The sequence below is a fragment of the Sphingomonas sp. ABOLE genome (genome assembly GCF_003950455.1).
In the GTDB taxonomy this organism is placed as follows: Bacteria; Pseudomonadota; Alphaproteobacteria; order Sphingomonadales; family Sphingomonadaceae; genus Sphingomonas; species Sphingomonas trueperi.
This window is the reverse complement of record NZ_QQWY01000004.1, coordinates 180,400-198,590: the sequence shown is the minus strand read 5'-3', so window position 1 is coordinate 198,590 and position 18,191 is coordinate 180,400. Positions and strand designations below refer to the sequence as shown.

Sequence of the window (18,191 nt, the reverse complement as noted above, 5' to 3'; positions counted from 1 at the left end):
CTGTACAAGGCTGAAGTCATCCATCGACGCGGCCCATGGCGCAGCTTCGAAGCCGTCGAATACGCCACCCTCGAATGGGTCGATTGGTTCAACCATCGCCGGCTCCTCGAGCCCATCGGCAACATCCCGCCTGCCGAAGCCGAAGCGAACTACTATGCTGCCGCTGAGCAGATCGTTATGGCGGCGTGACTCACATCTAATGGCCTCCGGCAAACCCGGCGCGCTTCAGAAGCTGCTGGGCACGTTGCTCGGCAACCGCCTGCCACACTCAGTTGAACCCGGGTTGCGGCCGTTTTGGCGCACTTGCTGCTTGGAGGGGTATTTTATCGGGGTGCAGTGCATGGAATGAGCAACATTATTCCATAAATTCCGGTACTTATGTCGATCTTGGGTTGAAAATGGTTCCTGCCCCCGCAACCAATCCCACACATGCCAAACCGCTTCAGGAACCCCTGAGGCGGTTTTTCTGTGCCTGTTCGCCATGGCTGGTGCCGCCAACCCCGGTTTGCGCCGATCGGCAGGCCACTTCCGCGCCACCGGCTTTAGCCGCCGGTTTGACGCGTCTGCGCTTTGCTGTCAGTCCGTTCTGCGACTGCGAAAGGCGACGGGGTGCGGATCGTCATTGTTGATGACAGCGGAGCGCGGGCGTCGGTTCTTGAAGAGGGCCTGCGCGAGGCGGGCTATGACGACATCCATTTCGTGCCGCCGCGCGGGGCGTTTGTCGCCCGGATCGAGCGGATGGCGCCCGACGTCGTGCTGATGGACCTGGGTAGTCCCAGTCGCGACACGCTGGAGGAAATGCTGCTCGTCAGCCGTGCGCTCGCCAAGCCCATCGCGATGTTCGTCGACCAGTCCGACGACACAATGATCGGCGCAGCGATCGATGCGGGCGTCTCCGCCTATGTGGTGGACGGGCTGCGCAAGGATCGCGTGAAGCCGATCCTCGAGCTGGCGGTGCGGCGGTTCACCGCCTTTTCCCGGATGCAGAGCGAGCTGGACGAGGCCCGCACCGCGCTCGCCAATCGCAAGACGATCGACAAGGCCAAGGCGATCCTGATGGCTCAACGCGGACTGAACGAAGCCGATGCCTATGCGCTGCTGCGCTCAACCGCGATGAACCAGGGCCGCCGGCTGGTCGACGTCGCCGAGGCGCTGATCACCGCCAGCAGCCTGCTGGGCGGAGGTGCGGCATGACGCCCGTTCGCGCTGCCTTCCTGCCGCTCACCGACAGCGCGGTGCTGGTCGCCGCGCGCGAAAAGGGGTTCGCCGAGGCGCAGGGGATCGATCTCGAACTCGTAAGGACGACCAGCTGGGCGACCCTGCGCGACCGGCTCGTCTATGGCCAGGTGCAGGCGGCGCAGATGCTGGCCCCGCTGGCCGTGGCAGTGACGCTCGGGCTCAGCCAGCAGCCCGCGGCGCTGTCGGCGCCGTTCAAGCTCAACAGCAACGGGAACATGCTGGTGATGTCCGGCGAGTTCGCGGCCGCGCTGGAGCAGGACTTGCCGGCGCGACTCGCCGATCCGCTGGGCACAGGGCATGATTTCGCCGCGGCGATCGGGCTGTTCAGGCGCAAGCCGATCATCGGCATCGTCCACCGTTTCTCCGGCCACGCGCTGATGCTGCGCTATTGGCTGGGCAGCGTCGGCATCGATCCCGAGCGCGATGTGGTGCTGCGGGTGCTGCCGCCCTCGCTCACCGTCGAGGCGATGCGGCTGGGCGAGATCGACGGGTTCATCGCCGGCGATCCTTGGCCGGCGGCGGCGATCGCGCAAGGCTTGGCCGAGGCCGTGGCGATCGGCGCGCGGATCTGGCAACGCGGCGTGGAGAAGGTGCTGGCGCTGCGCACCGACTGGATGGAGGCGCACGCCGAGACGGTCGACCGGCTGCTCGTGGCGCTGGCGGCAGCGGCGCGCTGGTGCGACGATCCCGCGAACCGTGGCGAGCTGGCGGCGCTGCTCGCCCGCGACGCCTATGTCGGCGAACCGGCCGAGCTGATCGAGGCGGGGCTGGCGGGGCAGGTGATCCCGCGCGCGGATGCGCCGCCGGTCGCGCAGGCGGACTTCCTCCTGTTCCACCGCGAGGCGACGGCCTTCCCCTGGCGCAGCCAGGCGTTGTGGATCTATTCGCAGCTCGTCCGCTGGCATCAGGCGGAGCCCAGCGCCGAAGCCGAGGTGGCGGCCGGCGCGGTGTTCCGGCCCGACATCTACCGCCGCGCGCTGGGCGCGAGCGGCGAAGCGATGCCGGGGGCGAGCATGAAGCTGGAAGGCGCGGTGACGTCGCCGATCGGCGTCGGCGCGCATCGCGGGGCGCTGACGCTTGGGCCCGACCGCTTTTTCGACGGCCGCGTGTTCGATCCGGAGCGGCTGAACGAGTATCTGGCGGGGTTCTCCGGAACACGCTGAACAGCTTAGCCCCTCCTCGTTGGAGGAGAGGCTCTTTAGCAGCCTCGCGCGTGAAACTTCGCACTTGCAGCACGCCGCAATCCGCGCGATGATCCCGGAGTCGCGCAAGGATGCGCGCCCATCGGGAGGGCACCCCAACGCCGGGGACTGCCTCCCCCTCTGAACGCAGCAAAGCCGCTGACCGGATTTCGCTTCCATGCGAACGTCCGGCGAGCGGCTTTTTTCTTGTCCTTTTCAGATCGGCATTGGGGAAGTCATCATGGCAACGGCATTTCTGGATCGAAGCGTGGGTAAACGGGCCATCAAGGCAAGCGACGGCAGCTTCTGGCGCAGCGGGCATTGGCCGACTCTGATCGCCGCGTTCCTCTATTTCGACTTCGCCTTCATGGTGTGGGTGCTGCTCGGGCCGCTCGCGCCCGACATCGCCAAGACGCTGCATCTCACCGCCGCGCAGAAAGGTCTGATGGTAGCGACGCCGACGCTTGCCGGCGCCTTCCTCCGGGTCGTCAACGGCCTGCTGGTGGACCGGATCGGGCCGAAGCGCTCGGGTGCGATCAGCCAGATCATCGTCATCGGTGGGCTGCTCTCGGCGTACCTGCTGGGCGTGAACAGCTTCGGCGGCACGCTCGCGCTGGGCGTCATCCTGGGCTTTGCCGGCGCGAGCTTCGCGATCGCGCTCCCGCTCGCCAGCCGCTGGTACCCCGCCGAGCATCAGGGCAAGGCGATGGGGCTGGCGGGCATGGGCAATTCGGGTACCGTGCTCGCCGCACTGTTCGCGCCCGCGCTCGCCAAGCTGTTCGGCTGGAATGCGGTGCTGGGGCTGGCCTGCATCCCGCTCGCCATCGTCTTCCTGCTCTACCTGGCGATGGCCAAGGACGCACCCAACGCACCCGCGCCGAAGACGCTGGTCGAATATCTCCACCCGTTGAAGTCGGCGGACGCCTGGTGGCTGATGGGCTTCTACGCCGTCACCTTCGGCGGGTTCGTCGGGCTGGCGGCATCGCTGCCGATCTATTTCACCGACCAGTTCAAGCTGAGCACGATCGTCGCGGGCTATTGCACCGCGGCCTGCGTGTTCGCCGGGTCGCTGGTGCGGCCGCTGGGCGGCGCGCTGGCGGACAGGATCGGCGGCGTGAAGGCGCTGACGGGCGTGTTCCTGGTTGCCGCCGCCGCGCTGGCGGGGGTGAGCGTCGCGCCCACGCTGCCGATGGCGCTCGGCTGCTTCGTCGTCGCGATGCTGGCGCTGGGCACCGGCAACGGATCGGTGTTCCAGCTGGTGCCGCAGCGCTTCCAGGCGGAGATCGGCGTGATGACCGGGCTGGTCGGCATGGCCGGGGGCATCGGCGGCTTCTACCTCGCTTCCTCGCTGGGCCTCGCCAAGCAGCTGGCGGGCAGCTTTGCGCCGGGCTTCCTGATCTTTGCCGGGCTGGCGCTGCTGGCACTGCTGGGCCTGATGCTGGTCAAGGCCTCGTGGCGGGCCCGCTGGACCAGCGGCGCGCGAATCTGATCGGAGAGGAGGGCGGCGCGGTACCAGCCGCGCCGCTCGGTTTCGGGGGAACTTTCATGCGAACCATCTTCTACACGGCGGCCGCGCTGGCTGCCGCCGGGCCCGCTTGCGCGCAAGACATCGCGGTGAAGCCACTGATCGAGGCGCGCTCGCGCTACGAGCATGTCGACCAGGACGGGCTCGACCCGTCGGCCGATGCCTGGACGTTGCGCGTGCGCGCCGGTGCCGAACTCAGCCAGGGCCCCTGGGCGGCGCTGGGCGAGGCGCAGGGCAATCTCGCGCTGGTCGGCGACTATCATGACGGGCTGCACGGGGCCGCGACCCGGCCGCTGGTCGCCGATCCGCAGGACGTCGCGATCTACCGCGCGCAGCTGCAATATCGCACCAAGCCGCTGACGGTGACCGCGGGACGCCAGCGCATCGCGCTCGATGACGAGCGCTTCGTCGGCAATGTCGCCTTTCGCAACAACGCTCAGACCTTCGACGCGGTGCGCGCGGAGCTGGCGCCGCTGAAGGGCGTGAAGCTCGACCTCACCTATGCCTGGGACGTGCGGACCATCTGGGGCACCGACGGGCGCGGCGCGCGCCAGCGGGGCGTGGGCGGTGACAATGTGTTCGCCAATCTCTCGGCGGCAACGCCGATCGGCACGCTGACCGGCTTTGCCTATCTGGTCGACCAGGACGAGGCGGAGGTGCAGGGCTATCGCCTCGCCAGCCAGACCTATGGCGCGCGGTTGGCGGGCAGCCGCGCGCTGGGGCCGAAGGTGAAGCTGGGTTACCAGCTCAGTTGGGCGACCCAGTCGGACTATCACCGCAACCCCAACCGCTACACCGCAGACTATTGGCTGGTGGACGCCACGCTGGACGTGCGCGGCTGGAAGCTGAACACCGGCTATGAGGTGCTGGGCGCAGATAAGGGCGCTGCGCTCACCAGCTTCCAGACGCCGCTCGGCACCAACTTCAAGTTCCAGGGCTGGGCCGACAAGTTCCTGACCACCCCGGCCAATGGCGTGCGCGACCTCTATGCCGGCAGCGGCTATGGCTGGAAGAAGCTGGGCAGGGTGGACGCGCTGACGCTGCAGGCGACCTGGCACCGCTTCGAGAGCGACCGGCTGGGCCAGCATTATGGCGACGAGATCGACCTGCTCGCGACGGTGAAGGTGAAGAAGACGCTGCTGTCGGCGCGCTATGCTTGGTATGACGCCGATCGCCTGGCTACGGATACCAGAAAGTTCTGGCTGCAGCTGGATTGGACCTATTGAGCGGAATCGCTTGAGCGGTTCCGCGAATCGGTTTATGTTGCAACGCGAAGGACAAGGCTGTCCTTCGCACATAGCCACGTCCGCCCGAAGATGGGCAAACGTGGTCCTGTTGATGGCAAAGCCGCCATCCAGCGCTCGGTTCGCAAGATCCGGGCGCCGGATGGCGGCTTTTTTCGTTTTGGAGCGAAGCGGATGGAGTTTCTCGACCCCGGCACGACCCTGGCCGATGACGGCCCCGCACAGGCGACGGCGCCCGCCGAAGCCCGCGAGCATCTCGTCGTCATCGGCAACGGCATGGCCGGATGCCGCGCGGTGGAGGAACTGCTGGCACGCGACGGCACGCGCTTTCGCGTCACCATCTTCGGCGCCGAGCCGCATGTGAACTACAACCGGATCATGCTGTCGCCGGTGCTGGCGGGCGAGAAGACGTTCCAGGAGATCGTGATCAACGATCATGCCTGGTATGCGCAGCACGGCATCGAGCTGGTCGCCGGCGATCCGGTGGTGGCGATCGATCGCGTCGCGCGCACCGTCACCGCGCGTTCGGGCCGCGTCACCGGCTATGACAAGCTGCTGATCGCCACCGGCTCCGATCCGTTCATCATCCCGGTGCCGGGGCACGGGCTGGCCGGCGTGATCAGCTTCCGCGACATGGCCGATGTCGACGCGATGCTCGCGGCGGCGGGCGGGGGCGGCGACGCGGTGGTGATCGGCGGCGGGCTGCTCGGGCTGGAGGCGGCGCACGGCCTCACCCTGCGCGGGATGAAGGTCACCGTGCTCCACCTGATGCCGACTCTGATGGAACGCCAGCTCGACGAGGCGGCCGGCTGGCTGCTCAAGTCGGCGCTGGAGGCGCGCGGGCAGACGATCCTCACCGGCGCGGACACCGCCGCGATCCTCGGCGAGGACAAGGTCGAGGGCGTGCAGCTCAAGGACGGTCGCGTCATTCCGGCCAAGCTGGTGGTGATGGCGGTCGGCATCCGGCCCTCGGTGAAGCTGGCGCGCGAGGCAGGGCTGGCGGTGGGGCGCGGCATCCAGGTCGACGACCATATGGTGACCAGCGATGCCGACGTGCTCGCGGTGGGCGAGTGCGTCGAGCATGACGGCCAATGCTATGGGCTGGTGGCGCCCTTGTGGGACATGTGCCGCAGCCTCGCCGACGGGTTGGTCGCGCGCGCCAATCCCTATCGCGGCTCGGTCACCTCGACCAAGCTGAAGGTCGCCGGGCTCGACGTGTTCTCGGCGGGCGACTTCTCCGGCGGCGAAGGCTGCGAGGACATCGTCCTGCGCGACGCGGCGCGCGGCATCTACAAGCGCGTGGTGCTGAAGGACGATCGCATCATCGGCGCGGTGCTGTTCGGCGACACGGGCGACGGCGGCTGGTATTTCGATCTGCTCAAGAAGGGCGAGGACGTTGCCCCCATCCGCGACGTGCTGATCTACGGCCAGGCCTTCGCCTCGGGAGGGGGGCTGGCGGACCCTAAGGCGGCCGTTGCGGCGCTCTCGGACGATGCCGAGATCTGCGGCTGCAACGGCGTTTCCAAGGGGCAGGTGGTCGCGACGATCGCCGGCGGCGCGTGCAGCCTCGATGCGGTGCGGGCCGGGTGCAAGGCCTCGGCGAGCTGCGGATCGTGCACCGGCGTCGTCGAGCAGTTGCTCGCGCTGACGCTGGGCGAGGACGGCGTCCAGGCCGGCCCGAAGACGATGTGCAAATGCACCAGCTACGGCCATGACGAGGTGCGCCGTGCGATCGTCGAGCAGGGCATGCGCGCCATTCCCGAAGTGATGCAGACGCTGCACTGGTCGACGCCGGACGGCTGTTCCTCGTGCCGCCCGGCGCTCAACTATTATCTGCTCTGCGCGCTTCCGGGCGAATATGTCGACGACCAGCAGAGCCGCTATGTCAACGAGCGGCTCCATGCCAACATCCAGAAGGACGGCACCTATTCGGTGGTGCCGCGGATGTGGGGCGGGGTGACCACGCCCGCCGAGTTGCGCGCGATCGCGGATGTGGTGGAGAAGTACAACGCGCCGATGGTCAAGGTCACCGGCGGCCAGCGGCTCGACATCTTCGGCATCCGCAAGGAGGACCTGCCCTCCGTCTGGGCGGATCTGAACGCGGCGGGGATGGTCTCGGGGCACGCCTATGCCAAGGCGCTGCGGACGGTGAAGACGTGCGTCGGCTCCGAATGGTGCCGCTTCGGCACCCAGGATTCGACCGGGCTCGGCATCAAGCTGGAGCGGGGCTTCTGGGGCAGCTGGATGCCGCACAAGTTCAAGATGGCGGTCTCCGGCTGCCCGCGGAACTGCGCCGAGGCGACAATCAAGGATTTCGGCGTGGTGTGCGTCGACTCGGGCTACGAACTGCATGTCGGCGGCAATGGCGGCATCCATGTCCGCGCCACCGACCTGCTGGTAAAGGTGGCGACGGAGGAGGAGGCGATGCACTTCGCCGCCGCCTTCGTGCAGCTCTATCGCGAGGAAGCGCGCTATCTGGAGCGGACCGCGCCGTGGATCGAGCGCATCGGGCTCGGCTATGTGAAGGCCCGCGTCGTCGAAGACGAAGTAGGTCGCGACGCCCTCGCCGCGCGCTTCTGGCACTCGCAATCCTTCAGCCAGGACGACCCCTGGGCCGATCGCGTCGCCGGCGCCGATGCCGGTCTCCACCAGCCCCTGCTCGCCGCCGCGGAGTGATGCCCATGACCGACTGGATCGATATCGGCACGCTCGCCGACCTGCCGCTGCGGGGCAGCCGCACGCTCACGCTGGGCGGGGAGCCGGTCGCGGTGTTCCGCACCCATGACGACCAGGTCTTTGCGCTGGTAGACCGTTGTCCGCACAAGGGCGGACCGCTGAGCGCCGGGATCGTCCACGGACACGCGGTGGCGTGTCCGCTCCACAATATGCGCATTTCGCTCGCGACGGGGGCTGCCCTGGGAGAGGATGCCGGCTGCACGCCGGTGGTGCCGGTGCGGGTGGAGGGCGAGCGCATCCTGCTCGCGATGCCGGTGCGGGCGGCGGCGTGAGCGAGGCCGTCCGCACCACCTGCGCCTATTGCGGGGTCGGCTGCGGCATCCGCGCGACCGTCACCGACGCGCGCGCCGTCCGCATCGAGGGCGATCCGGAGCACCCCGCAAATCACGGCAGGCTCTGCTCCAAGGGCACGCATCTCGGAGAAACGGTCGGTCTGGAGAGGCGCCTGCTCCACCCAATGATCGGCGATCGCCGTGCGAGCTGGGACAAGGCGCTCGACCTCGTCGCCCGCCGCTTCCGAGAGGCGATTGCCGAGCATGGGCCGGACAGCGTCGCCTTCTACGTCTCCGGCCAACTGCTGACCGAGGATTATTACGTCGCCAACAAGCTGATGAAGGGCTTCATCGGATCGGCGAACATCGACACCAACTCGCGGCTGTGCATGTCCAGCGCGGTCGCCGGGCACATGCGCGCGTTCGGCGAGGATGTGGTGTCGGGCAGCTATGCCGACCTCGATGCTGCCGACCTGATCGTGCTGGTGGGGTCGAACACCGCCTGGTGCCATCCGGTCGTCTACCAACGGATCATGGCGGCCCGTGCCGAGCGCGGCACCAAGCTGGTGGTGGTCGATCCGCGGCGTACCGAAACCGCCGAAGAGGCCGATCTGCATCTGCCGCTGCGCCCCGGCAGCGACGTCGCGCTGTTCAACGGCCTGCTCGCGCACTGCCGCGCCGAAGGACTGGCCGATGCCGTGAACCTCGACGCGCCCGAGGGTTTCTGGGAAGCCCTGGGGGACGGGCACGATCTGTGGACCACTGCCCAGACCTGCGATCTCGCGCCGGCCGATCTCCAGCGCTTCTACCAGCTCTTTGCCGCGCATCCGTGCACCGTGACGCTGTTCAGCCAGGGCATCAACCAGTCGATCCGCGGCACCGATCAGGTGAACGCGATCCTCAATCTGCACCTCGCCACCGGCCGGATCGGCACGCCCGGTGCGGCGCCCTTCTCGATCACCGGCCAGCCCAACGCGATGGGCGGGCGCGAGGTGGGCGGGCTCGCCTCGACGCTGGCCGCCCATCGCGGCTTCGGCGATCAGGACATTGCCGAGGTCGGCCGCTTCTGGGCCGCCGAGCGCATGGCGACCAAGCCGGGCCTCAAGGCCGTCGACCTGTTCCGCGCGGTGGGCGAGGGGCGGATCAAGGCGCTGTGGATCATGGCGACCAACCCTGCCGTCTCGATGCCCGATGCCGGGCGGGTGCGGGAGGCGCTGGCCGCGTGCCCGTTCGTCGTCGTGTCGGACGTCGTCGCCGAGACCGACACCAGCGTGCACGCCCATGTCCGCCTGCCCGCAGCCGCCTGGGGAGAGAAGGACGGCACCGTCACCAATTCCGAGCGCACGATCAGCCGTCAGCGCGCCTTTCTGCCGCTGCCCGGGGAGGCCAAGCCCGACTGGTGGATCGTCACCCAGGTCGCCCGGCGCATGGGGTTACGCACCGCCTTCGCTTATGATCGCCCGGCCGAGATCTGGCGCGAGCATGCCCGCCTGACCGCCTATCGCAACCAGGGCGCTCGCATGCTGGACCTCACGGCCAGGGCCGCAATCGGCAATGAAGCCTATGACGTGATGGCGCCCTTCTCGTGGAACCCGCAGCCCTTCGCCGACCGGCGGTACCCGACCGACAATGGTCGCGCCCGGTTGGTATCGGTTGCGCAGCGCCCGCTCGATGCGCCGCTGCGCAACTGGCCGATGACGCTCAACACGGGCCGCTATCGCGACCAATGGCACACGATGACGCGCACCGGCCTTTCGCCGAAGCTCGCCCGGCACCGCGAGGAGCCGCTGGTCGAAATCCACCCGGAAGACGCCGCTGCGCTTGGCATCGTCGACGGTGCGCTCGCGCGGGTGACGACGCCGCAGGGCGAAAGTCTGTTTCGCGCGGCCCACCATCCCGGCCAGCGCCGCGGCGAGCTGTTCACGCCGATCCATTGGACCGATCAGCAGGCGCGCGGCGGTCGCACGGGAGTGCTTGCGCGCGATCTCGCCGATCCGCATTCGGGCCAGCCGGGCTTCAAGCTCTCGCCTGCTCGGATCTCGCCGGTCGTGGTCGACTGGCGGGGCTTCCTGATCGTGCACGGGGACGCACCGGCCCCGGACTGCCTGTGGGCGACGCGCGTGACGGTACCCGGCGGCGTGCTCTACGAGCTGGCCGGGACCGGCGAGCCCGCAGCGCTCGATCGGGGGCTGCCTCGCGGAGAGCGGATCGAGGCGAGCGATCCTGCGCGCGGCACGCTCCGCGTGGGCGTCCTGCGCGACGGCCTGCTTGCCGCGGTGCTGTTCGTCACCCGCCACGGGGAATTGCCGAGCCGCGATTGGCTGATCGGCCAGCTTCACCAGCCACAGGGCCCACAGGTGCTCGCCGGCCGCGCGCCCGGGCGCAGGAGCGACCGCGGGCCCGTACTCTGCGCCTGTTTCGACATCGGTCTGCACAGCATCATCGCCGCGATCCGCGATCAGCAGTTGCAGGACGTCGCTGCGATCGGGGCGGCCCTGGGGGCGGGCACCAATTGCGGATCGTGCCGCCCGGCGCTTGCCCGCATTCTCAACGACATGGCCAAGGAGGTCGCGCATGGCTGACGAATTCCCCGCCGGCAGCGTCTGGCTGGTTGGTGCCGGCCCCGGCGATCCCGACCTGCTCACCCGCAAGGCCGAACGGCTGCTGCGTACCGCGACGATCGTCTTCTACGATGCGCTGGTCGGCGACGGCGTCCTGGCGCTGATCCCCGCATCGGTGCGGCAGGTGCCGGTGGGCAAGCGCGCCGGCCGGCATTCCAAGGAGCAGGGGACGATCAACGACCTGCTCGTCGCCGCAGCGCTGGCGGGCGAGCGGGTGGTGCGGCTGAAGGGCGGCGATCCCTCGATCTTCGGCCGATCGATGGAGGAGTGCTCGGCGCTCGTCCATGCCGGGGTGCAGGTGCGGATCTGCCCGGGCATCACAGCCGCCAGTGCTGCGGCGGCTTCCGCCGGCGTTTCGCTCTCGCTGCGGGGGCTCGCGCGGCGGGTGCAGTTCGCCACTGCGCACAAGCGCGGCGACGCGCCCCTCGATCTGGACTGGGCGGCGCTGGCCGATCCTTACTGCACCACCGTCTTCTACATGGGCCGCAGCGCAGCGGCGGAAATCAGCCGGAACCTTCAGGCCGCGGGGCTATCCGGCGCGACCTCGGTGCTGCTCGCCTGCGATGTCAGCCTCAGCAGCGAGCGGTTGCTGCATACCCGGCTCGATCTTCTGCATATCGCCGTCGCCGGTTTTTCCAACGATCAGCCTACCCTCATCCTGGTGGGCGAGGCGATTGCGGTGGCGAACAGCGCGCAAATGGGCAGCTCCGGATCCAATGGAACCAGTGACGCTATGAGCGCAATTCGGGCTGTGACGGCCTGACCGATGTCGGCTCGCGGTCGAAGCTGCCGTGCGACCGGAGCCCAGGGATGTGGGGCTCTCGTTGACGCCCGTCCAACGGTCGAGCGCCCGGGAGATAAACGCGGGCGATCTCCCGAAGCCGGTCAGGCGCTATATTTTTCTGACAGCACCTCTCCTCGAACTGCCGCATCTCGCGACGTCCCGATGGCCTTCAAGGAAGAGGATTAGCGCGACATCGAATACGGCCGGCCCGCCGCGGGCACCACCGTCCGGTTGGGCGTCGCCTGCATCGCGAAGCGCAGTTCGCCGCCGCGCATCAGCTCCTCGTGCGTCACAAATTGCCGGTCGAGCTTGCGGCCGTTCAGCGTCACGTTGCCGACATAGCGGTTCGCCTCCGACAGCCCCGGCGCGCTCACCGTGAAGCGCTTGCCGTTGGGGAGCGTCAGCGTGGCGCGCTCGAGGAACGGCCGGCCGAGCACATATTGGTTGGAGCCCGGCGCGACCGGGTAGAAGCCCAGCATCGTGAACACCAGCCAGGCCGACATCTGGCCGAGATCGTCATTGCCCGCGAGGCCGTCCGTCGTCGGCTTGTACTGGCTGTCGACGATCTGCTTCAGCCGCTCCTGCGTCCGCCAGGGCTGGCCGGCATAGCTGTACAGATAGGCGACATGGTGGCTGGGCTCGTTGCCGTGGATGTATTGGCCGATCAGCCCGGCGATGTCCTCGGCATGGCTGTAGTCGAGCTTGGAATTGTCGAAATCGAACATCGCGTCGAGCTTGCGGACCACCGCCGCGTCGCCGCCCATCAGGCGAAACAGCCCGGCCTGGTCCTGCGGCACGAACCACGAATATTGCCAGGCATTGCCCTCGGTATAGTCCGAGCCATAGTTGATCGCGGTGGGATCGAAGGGCGTGCGGTACGCGCCGTCGCTCTTGCGGGCGCGCAGGAAGCCGGTCTTCACGTCGAAGCTGTTGCGCCAGTTGGCCGCGCGCTTGTCGAACGTCGCGGCGAGGTCGTAGCGGCCCAGCGCGCGCGCCATGCGGGCGATGGTCCAGTCGTCATAGGCATATTCGACGGTCTTGGAGGCGGCTTCCGGCTCCTTGTCGATAGGGACGTAGCCAAGCTTCTGGTACCAGTCGAGCCCGCCATAGGGGCCGTAGGTGGCGCTGGCGACCATCGCGTCGAGCGCCGCCTTGCCGTCGAACCCGCGCAGGCCCTTGAGATAGGCGTCGGCGATCACCGGCACGGCGTGATAGCCGATCATCGTCCAGGTCTCGCGGCCCTGGAACTGCCAGACCGGCAGGATGCCGAACGGGCTTTCCTGCTGGCTGGCGATCAGCGACTGGATGATGTCGCGGTTGCGCGCCTCAGGCTGGACGAGCAGCAGCAGCGGATGCTCGGCGCGGAAGGTATCCCAGAGCGAGAAGGTCGAATGGAAGGTGAAGCCCTCGGCCTGGTGGACCTGGTCGTCGGGCCCGCGATAGCGGCCGTCGGCGTCGGAGAAGACGCTGGGCGCCATCAGCGTGTGGTAGAAGGCCGAGTAGAAGTTGCGCAGCGCGGTGTCGCTGCCCTGCGCCTCGATCGCGCCCAGTGCCTGCTTCCACGCGGCGGTGGTGCGGGCGTGGACGGCATCGAAGTCGCCGGCCTCGCTGGCGAGGTTGGCGAGCGCGGCATCCTCGTCGACGCTGGACAGCGCGACGCGCAGTTCGAGCGGGCGGTCGAGCATCCCGAAATCGAGACGCGCGACGATCGCGCGGCCCTGCAGCTGGGCGACGCCGTCATCGCCGCGGCCCGGCCCCTGGAAGCCGCGATAGGGCACCTTGCCCTCGGTGTCGACGAAGGCGTGGGTCTTCAGCGGTGCGGAGGGCCGGATCGCGAAGAACAGCTTGCGCGCCGGCGCCCAGCCGCGGGTCTCGCGCGCGCCGGTGATCGTGCCGTCGGGGCGCACCCGTACCGACGACCAGAGGATCTTGCCCGGATAATTGTACAGCGAGCTGCGCAGGTCGAGCACGAGATGCGCCGCCTTGCCGGCCGGGAAGGCATAGCGCTCCACCGCGACGCGGGTGCCCGCGGTCATCTCGGCACGCACGCCCTGGTCCTGCAGCGTCACCGCATAATAGCCCGGCCGCGCCACTTCGTCGGCATGGGTGAAGCGCGAGCGATAGCCCGAGCCCGGCTTCTTGGGGTCGCCCGGCTCCAGCGGCACCGTGTCACCGGCCACCGGCGCGATCAGGAAGTCGCCGAGATCGGAATGGCCGGCGCCCGAGAAGTGGGTCAGCGAAAAGCCCTGGATCGTGGGGTCACCGTGCCGATAGCCCGCGGCGTGGCCATAGCATTCGCGGATCGCGCAGCCGGTATCGGTATCGGGGCTCAGCTGCACCATGCCGAAGGGCGCGACGGCACCGGGGAAGGTGTGGCCCTCGCCGCCGGTGCCAACCAGCGGATCGGCATGCTCATAGCCGGTCTGGGCGGCGAGCGGTGCCGCGAGAAGCGACGTGGCGGCGAGTGCGAGCGCGACGCGCTGAAATGTCCCCTGCATTGCCAAGGCTTAACCGAGCAACGCTCAGGACGGAAGCCCGCCCGCGATCACTCTGCGGCGAGCGGCAGCATCGGCATTTCGCGGCTGGGTGCGGCGACCACGCGGTTCCGCCCGTCCCCCTTGGCCTGGTACAGTGCGGCATCGGCCAGCCCAAGCAGATCGGCGACGGAGCGGGTGCTTTCGGGCATCGATGCGACGCCGAACGAGGCGGAGATCTTGGCGTCGTGGGTGGTCGACAGCGCCTCGATACGCTCGCGCAGGATCTCGGCCTTGGCGCTCGCTTCCGCTATCCCGCATTCGGGCAGGATGACCAGCAACTCCTCGCCGCCATAGCGGCAGGCGACGTCCGAGGTGCGCAGCGCGCTCATGATGGTGCTGGCGGTTTCGCGGAGCACCGCATCGCCGACGGCGTGGCCGAATTCGTCGTTGAGCTTCTTGAAATGGTCCAGGTCGATCATGATCACCGATAAGGGGGTGCCGCTGCGCTCGGTAAGGCCCGCATAGCGGCTGAGCGCGTCTTCCATGTAGCGGCGGTTGTACAGCCCGGTCAGCGGATCGCGCAGCGCCTGGGTGCGCAGCTTCTCGCGCAGCGCGATGTTCGATACCGCCAGCGACATGGCATCGGCGATCACCGCGGCCAGCGGCTGGATACGCTTGAGCTCGGCCACCGGATCGTCGCGGCCGGTGGCGATCTTCAACAGGCCCTGGATCTCGCCATGCGCCGCCATGGGCAGTTCGAGCACCGAGATGCCGGAAAGATGGTGCTCGCAGCGCAGTGCGCCCCGCGTATCGGCGTTCAGGTGCCATTTTCCGCGCTTCAGCGCCCAGCATTGTGCAGGCGTGAGCATCGGGCGCAGAGCCTCGTCCATCGGCCAGTGCCACGCGCCCGAGAGCTCTAGGCGATCGCGCGAATTGTTGAACACGTACAGCGCCGCGCCGAAGCCATCGAGCAGCGAGGAAATCGTCGCTTCCAGCACCGCATTGGCGTCCGGATAGCCGTTGGCGCTCTGCAGCATCTCCGTCATGCGGAACAGATGATTGATCTGCTTGCGCTCGGCATGGGCGCGATCCGCCTCCTCGCGGCGCGACCGCAGCGCCGCCTGAACGCGGGGTGCGCCCGTCACCAGGGCGATCAGCGCCAGGATGCAGCCGCCGATCCCGACGACGTGCAGGATCAATCGGATATCGCCCTGCGGCAGAAACGGATGGAGCAGATAGGCGAGCAGGACGGGGAGGAGCGCGAGGATGATAAACCGCGAGCGCCGCAGCATCTGCTGCTCCAATGGGTCAGGGGTCCCGGAAGGAAGGAAAATCTTCACGCGTCGTCATCCGAAATGCTGCCTGGGCCAACGTCGCCCTGGTCCATTATAGATGCGCAGCGGTGAAGATCCCGTTCCCCGGCTGCCCGCGTTTCAGCTTCGCATCGACCCCGTATCGACGAAGCGCTGGTGCCAGGCGAGCGCCTCGCCGGGCAGCATCGGCGTCTGCTTGCCATAGCTGCCGGCCAGCGCGCGCTCGTAATAGTCGCGCAGCATCGGCCTGTAGCTGGGATGGGCGCAGCGTTCGATCACCTGCTCGGCACGCTTGCGCGGCGCGAGCCCGCGCAGATCGGCCAGGCCCTGCTCGGTCACCACGATCTGCACGTCCTGCGCGATGTGATCGACATGGCTGACGTGCGGCACGATCGCGGAGATCGCCCCGCCCTTGGCGGTGGAAGGCGACATGAAGATCGAGATATAGGCGTTGCGCGCAAAGTCGCCCGATCCGCCGATGCCGTTCTGGATGCGCGAGCCCATGATATGGGTGGAATTGACGTTGCCGTACAGGTCGGCCTCGATCATCCCGTTCATTGCCAGGCAGCCTAGGCGGCGAACCACTTCGGGGTGGTTGCTGATCTCCTGCGAGCGCAGCAGGATCCGGTCGCGGAACGTATCGAGATCCTTGTTCAGCCGCTCGGCGGCGTTCGGGCTCAGCGAGAAGGCGGTGCAGCTCGCCATGCGCAACTTCCCCGCCGCCAGCAGGTCGAGCATGCCGTCCTGCAGCACTTCGGTATAGGCGGTGAGGTTTTCGAACGGCGCGGTCAGCAGCCCGGCGAGCACCGCATTGGCGATGTTGCCCACGCCCGATTGCAGCGGCAGCAGCGACGGCGGCAACCGGCCCTTGCCGACTTCATGGCGGAAGAATTCGATCAGGTGCTGCGCGATGGCGAGCGCGCTGGCGTCGGGTGCGGCGAAGGGCAGGTTGCGATCGGGGGCGTTGGTCTCGACCACCGCGATCACCTTGTGCGGATCGCAGCGGAGCGTCGGCTGGCCGATGCGCTGGTCGGGCGCGGTGAGCGGGATGGGCACGCGGTTGGGCGGCAGCGCGGTGCCGTAATAGATGTCGTGCATCCCCTCCAGCGCGGGATTCTGCCAGCTGTTGACCTCGAGGATCACCCGCTTGGCGACATCGAGCCAGGTCTTGTTGTTGCCGACCGAGGAGGACGGGATCAGCGATCCGTCCTCGCGGATGCCGGCGACTTCGATCACCGCGACGTCGAGGGGGCCGAGAAAGCCTTCCCAGGCAAGCGGCGCGACCTGGCTGAGGTGGAGGTCGACATAATCCATCTCGCCGGCGTTGATCTTCTCGCGCGCGATCGGATCGGAATTATAGGGCAGCCGGGCGGAAATGCCGTCGACGCGGGCGAGCGCGCCGTCGAGCTCGGGGCCGGTCGAGGCGCCGGTCCACACCTTCAGCCGCATCGGCTTGCCGGCGGCATGTTCGGCCTCGATCTGCGCGGCGAGCGCGATCGGCACCGCCTTGGGATAGCCGGAGCCGGTGAAGCCGCTCATCCCCACCGTCATGCCGTCGGCAATGAACGAGGCGGCGTGTTCGGCGGTGGTGACCTTTGCGGCCAGTCCGGGATGGGCAATACGCGACATGGATCCTCTCAGAGCTGCATCGTTGGCGGCGATGCAGCCCTACCGAGCCGCGTGCAATTGTTGCAATTACCTACTTGGTACGGGTGGATGCACGCGGCGCATGCGGGACGGCGAGGGCGCGCGCAGCGCGTGACGCTCGGTGACCAGGACCGATCGGCGTCTGCCAAGTGGTTGATCTACGTGAATCGATCGGAACTCCCCCCTTCGGCCGGGGGTTTAGGCGGCCAAGCAGGAGAGAGAATTCCCCATGGCTACCCTCGCGCGCGATTTCGCGCCACGCCTTCGTTCGCAGTTTCTGACCGACAGCTTCCAGCGCGGCCTCGCCCACTGGAATCGGGAGCGGCTGGAGCCCGGCTTCCCGTCCGATGACTGGCAGCGCCTGTTCGAGCGCGATGTTCGCATGGAGCGGCTGCAGGGCGCGTTCCTGGAAGAGTTGCGTGCCGAGGTGATCGACGAGGCCGCCGCGGCGCCGACCGATGGCGACGGCTTCATCGCCTGGTTCGAGGGGCTGAAGGCGACCGGTCCGGGGCAGGGTGATCCGCTCTTCCCGTGGCTCGCCGAGCAGGCCGATCGAGACCAACTCCGATGGTTCTTCGAGCAGGAGGCCGCTGGCGAGGCAGGGTTCGACGACCTGGTCGCGATGACCCAGGTCAAGCTGCCGACCCGGCCCAAGCTCGAACTCGCGCGCAATTACTGGGACGAGATGGGGCATGGCACCGAAAAGGGCATGCACGGCCCGATGCTCGACGCGCTGGTCGAGACGCTGGCGGTGACGCCGGTGATCGAGAACACCGTGTGGGAAAGCCTGTGTCTCGCCAATGCGATGACCGCGATGGCGAGCAGCCGCCGCTATGCCTGGCATTCGGTGGGCGCGCTGGGCGTGATCGAGCTGACCGCCCCGGGCCGCTCGGCGGCGACCGCCGAGGGACTTAAGCGCGTCGGGCTGAGCCCCAAGGAAGCGCGCTACTTCACGCTGCACGCGGTGCTCGACATCAAGCACAGCGAGGACTGGAACCGCGAGGCGATCCGCCCGGCCGTGGAGGAAGATCCCCGGCGCGCAACCGCGATGGCCGAAGGCGCGCTGATCCGTCTGCGCTGCGGTGCGCGCTGCTTCGAGGCCTATCGCGAGCGTCTCTGGGGCTGACGCGGCCGATGGCGGTTGCTAGGCAG

12 protein-coding genes and 1 pseudogene are annotated in these 18,191 nt (G+C 68.2%); 10 read left to right on the top strand and 3 right to left on the bottom strand.

Annotated elements, in window-relative coordinates:
• The 9 genes and pseudogenes from CA234_RS04420 to cobA form a co-directional block, all read left to right on the top strand.
• Nucleotides 1–189 (top strand): annotated as a pseudogene (locus tag CA234_RS04420) (IS3 family transposase); the annotation flags it as partial.
• 420 nt (nt 190–609) lie between these two features.
• A complete protein-coding gene (locus CA234_RS04415) occupies nt 610–1,194 on the top strand; it encodes an ANTAR domain-containing protein (protein WP_125976241.1) in 585 nt (194 codons plus the stop codon).
• Nucleotides 1,191–2,402: a CmpA/NrtA family ABC transporter substrate-binding protein gene (locus CA234_RS04410; protein ID WP_125976243.1), complete on the top strand. Its 1,212-nt coding sequence runs from the start codon at nt 1,191–1,193 to the stop codon at nt 2,400–2,402. Before CA234_RS04415 ends, CA234_RS04410 begins: the two co-directional genes overlap by 4 nt.
• A gap of 259 nt (nt 2,403–2,661) precedes the next feature.
• Entirely contained in the window at nt 2,662–3,909 is a 1,248-nt protein-coding gene (locus CA234_RS04405) for a nitrate/nitrite transporter (protein ID WP_126000996.1), read from the top strand.
• A gap of 56 nt (nt 3,910–3,965) precedes the next feature.
• A complete protein-coding gene (locus CA234_RS04400) occupies nt 3,966–5,171 on the top strand; it encodes an alginate export family protein (protein WP_125976246.1) in 1,206 nt (401 codons plus the stop codon).
• Between the two features lie 192 nt (nt 5,172–5,363).
• On the top strand, nt 5,364–7,865 hold the full coding sequence (gene nirB, locus CA234_RS04395) for a nitrite reductase large subunit NirB (RefSeq protein ID WP_125976248.1): 2,502 nt from the start codon (nt 5,364–5,366) through the stop codon (nt 7,863–7,865).
• 5 nt (nt 7,866–7,870) lie between these two features.
• Nucleotides 7,871–8,197 carry a nitrite reductase small subunit NirD gene (gene nirD, locus CA234_RS04390; RefSeq protein ID WP_125976250.1) on the top strand — a complete coding sequence of 109 codons (327 nt, stop codon included), beginning with the start codon at nt 7,871–7,873 and terminating at the stop codon, nt 8,195–8,197.
• The gene (locus CA234_RS04385; RefSeq protein ID WP_126000995.1) at nt 8,194–10,779 is read left to right on the top strand and encodes a nitrate reductase; all 2,586 of its coding nucleotides are present in this window, start codon (nt 8,194–8,196) and stop codon (nt 10,777–10,779) included. The genes nirD and CA234_RS04385 overlap by 4 nt, the downstream gene beginning before the upstream one ends.
• The gene (gene cobA, locus CA234_RS04380) at nt 10,772–11,581 is read left to right on the top strand and encodes a uroporphyrinogen-III C-methyltransferase (protein WP_125976254.1); all 810 of its coding nucleotides are present in this window, start codon (nt 10,772–10,774) and stop codon (nt 11,579–11,581) included. Before CA234_RS04385 ends, cobA begins: the two co-directional genes overlap by 8 nt.
• Before the next feature lie 203 nt (nt 11,582–11,784).
• On the opposite strand, the gene CA234_RS04375 is transcribed toward cobA, so the two are convergent.
• The 3 genes from CA234_RS04375 to CA234_RS04365 form a co-directional block, all read right to left on the bottom strand.
• Nucleotides 11,785–14,100 carry a GH92 family glycosyl hydrolase gene (locus CA234_RS04375; RefSeq protein ID WP_125976256.1) on the bottom strand — a complete coding sequence of 772 codons (2,316 nt, stop codon included), beginning with the start codon at nt 14,098–14,100 and terminating at the stop codon, nt 11,785–11,787.
• A 47-nt stretch (nt 14,101–14,147) separates the two neighbouring features.
• The gene (locus tag CA234_RS04370) at nt 14,148–15,371 is read right to left on the bottom strand and encodes a GGDEF domain-containing protein (protein WP_125976259.1); all 1,224 of its coding nucleotides are present in this window, start codon (nt 15,369–15,371) and stop codon (nt 14,148–14,150) included.
• A gap of 141 nt (nt 15,372–15,512) precedes the next feature.
• The gene (locus CA234_RS04365) at nt 15,513–17,021 is read right to left on the bottom strand and encodes an acetyl-CoA hydrolase/transferase family protein (RefSeq protein ID WP_125976261.1); all 1,509 of its coding nucleotides are present in this window, start codon (nt 17,019–17,021) and stop codon (nt 15,513–15,515) included.
• 247 nt (nt 17,022–17,268) lie between these two features.
• Here CA234_RS04365 and CA234_RS04360 point away from each other — a divergent pair, with 247 nt between their 5' ends.
• Nucleotides 17,269–18,165, top strand: coding sequence for an iron-containing redox enzyme family protein (locus CA234_RS04360; protein ID WP_125976263.1), 897 nt, complete (start codon nt 17,269–17,271; stop codon nt 18,163–18,165).
• Nucleotides 18,166–18,191 lie beyond the last annotated feature (26 nt).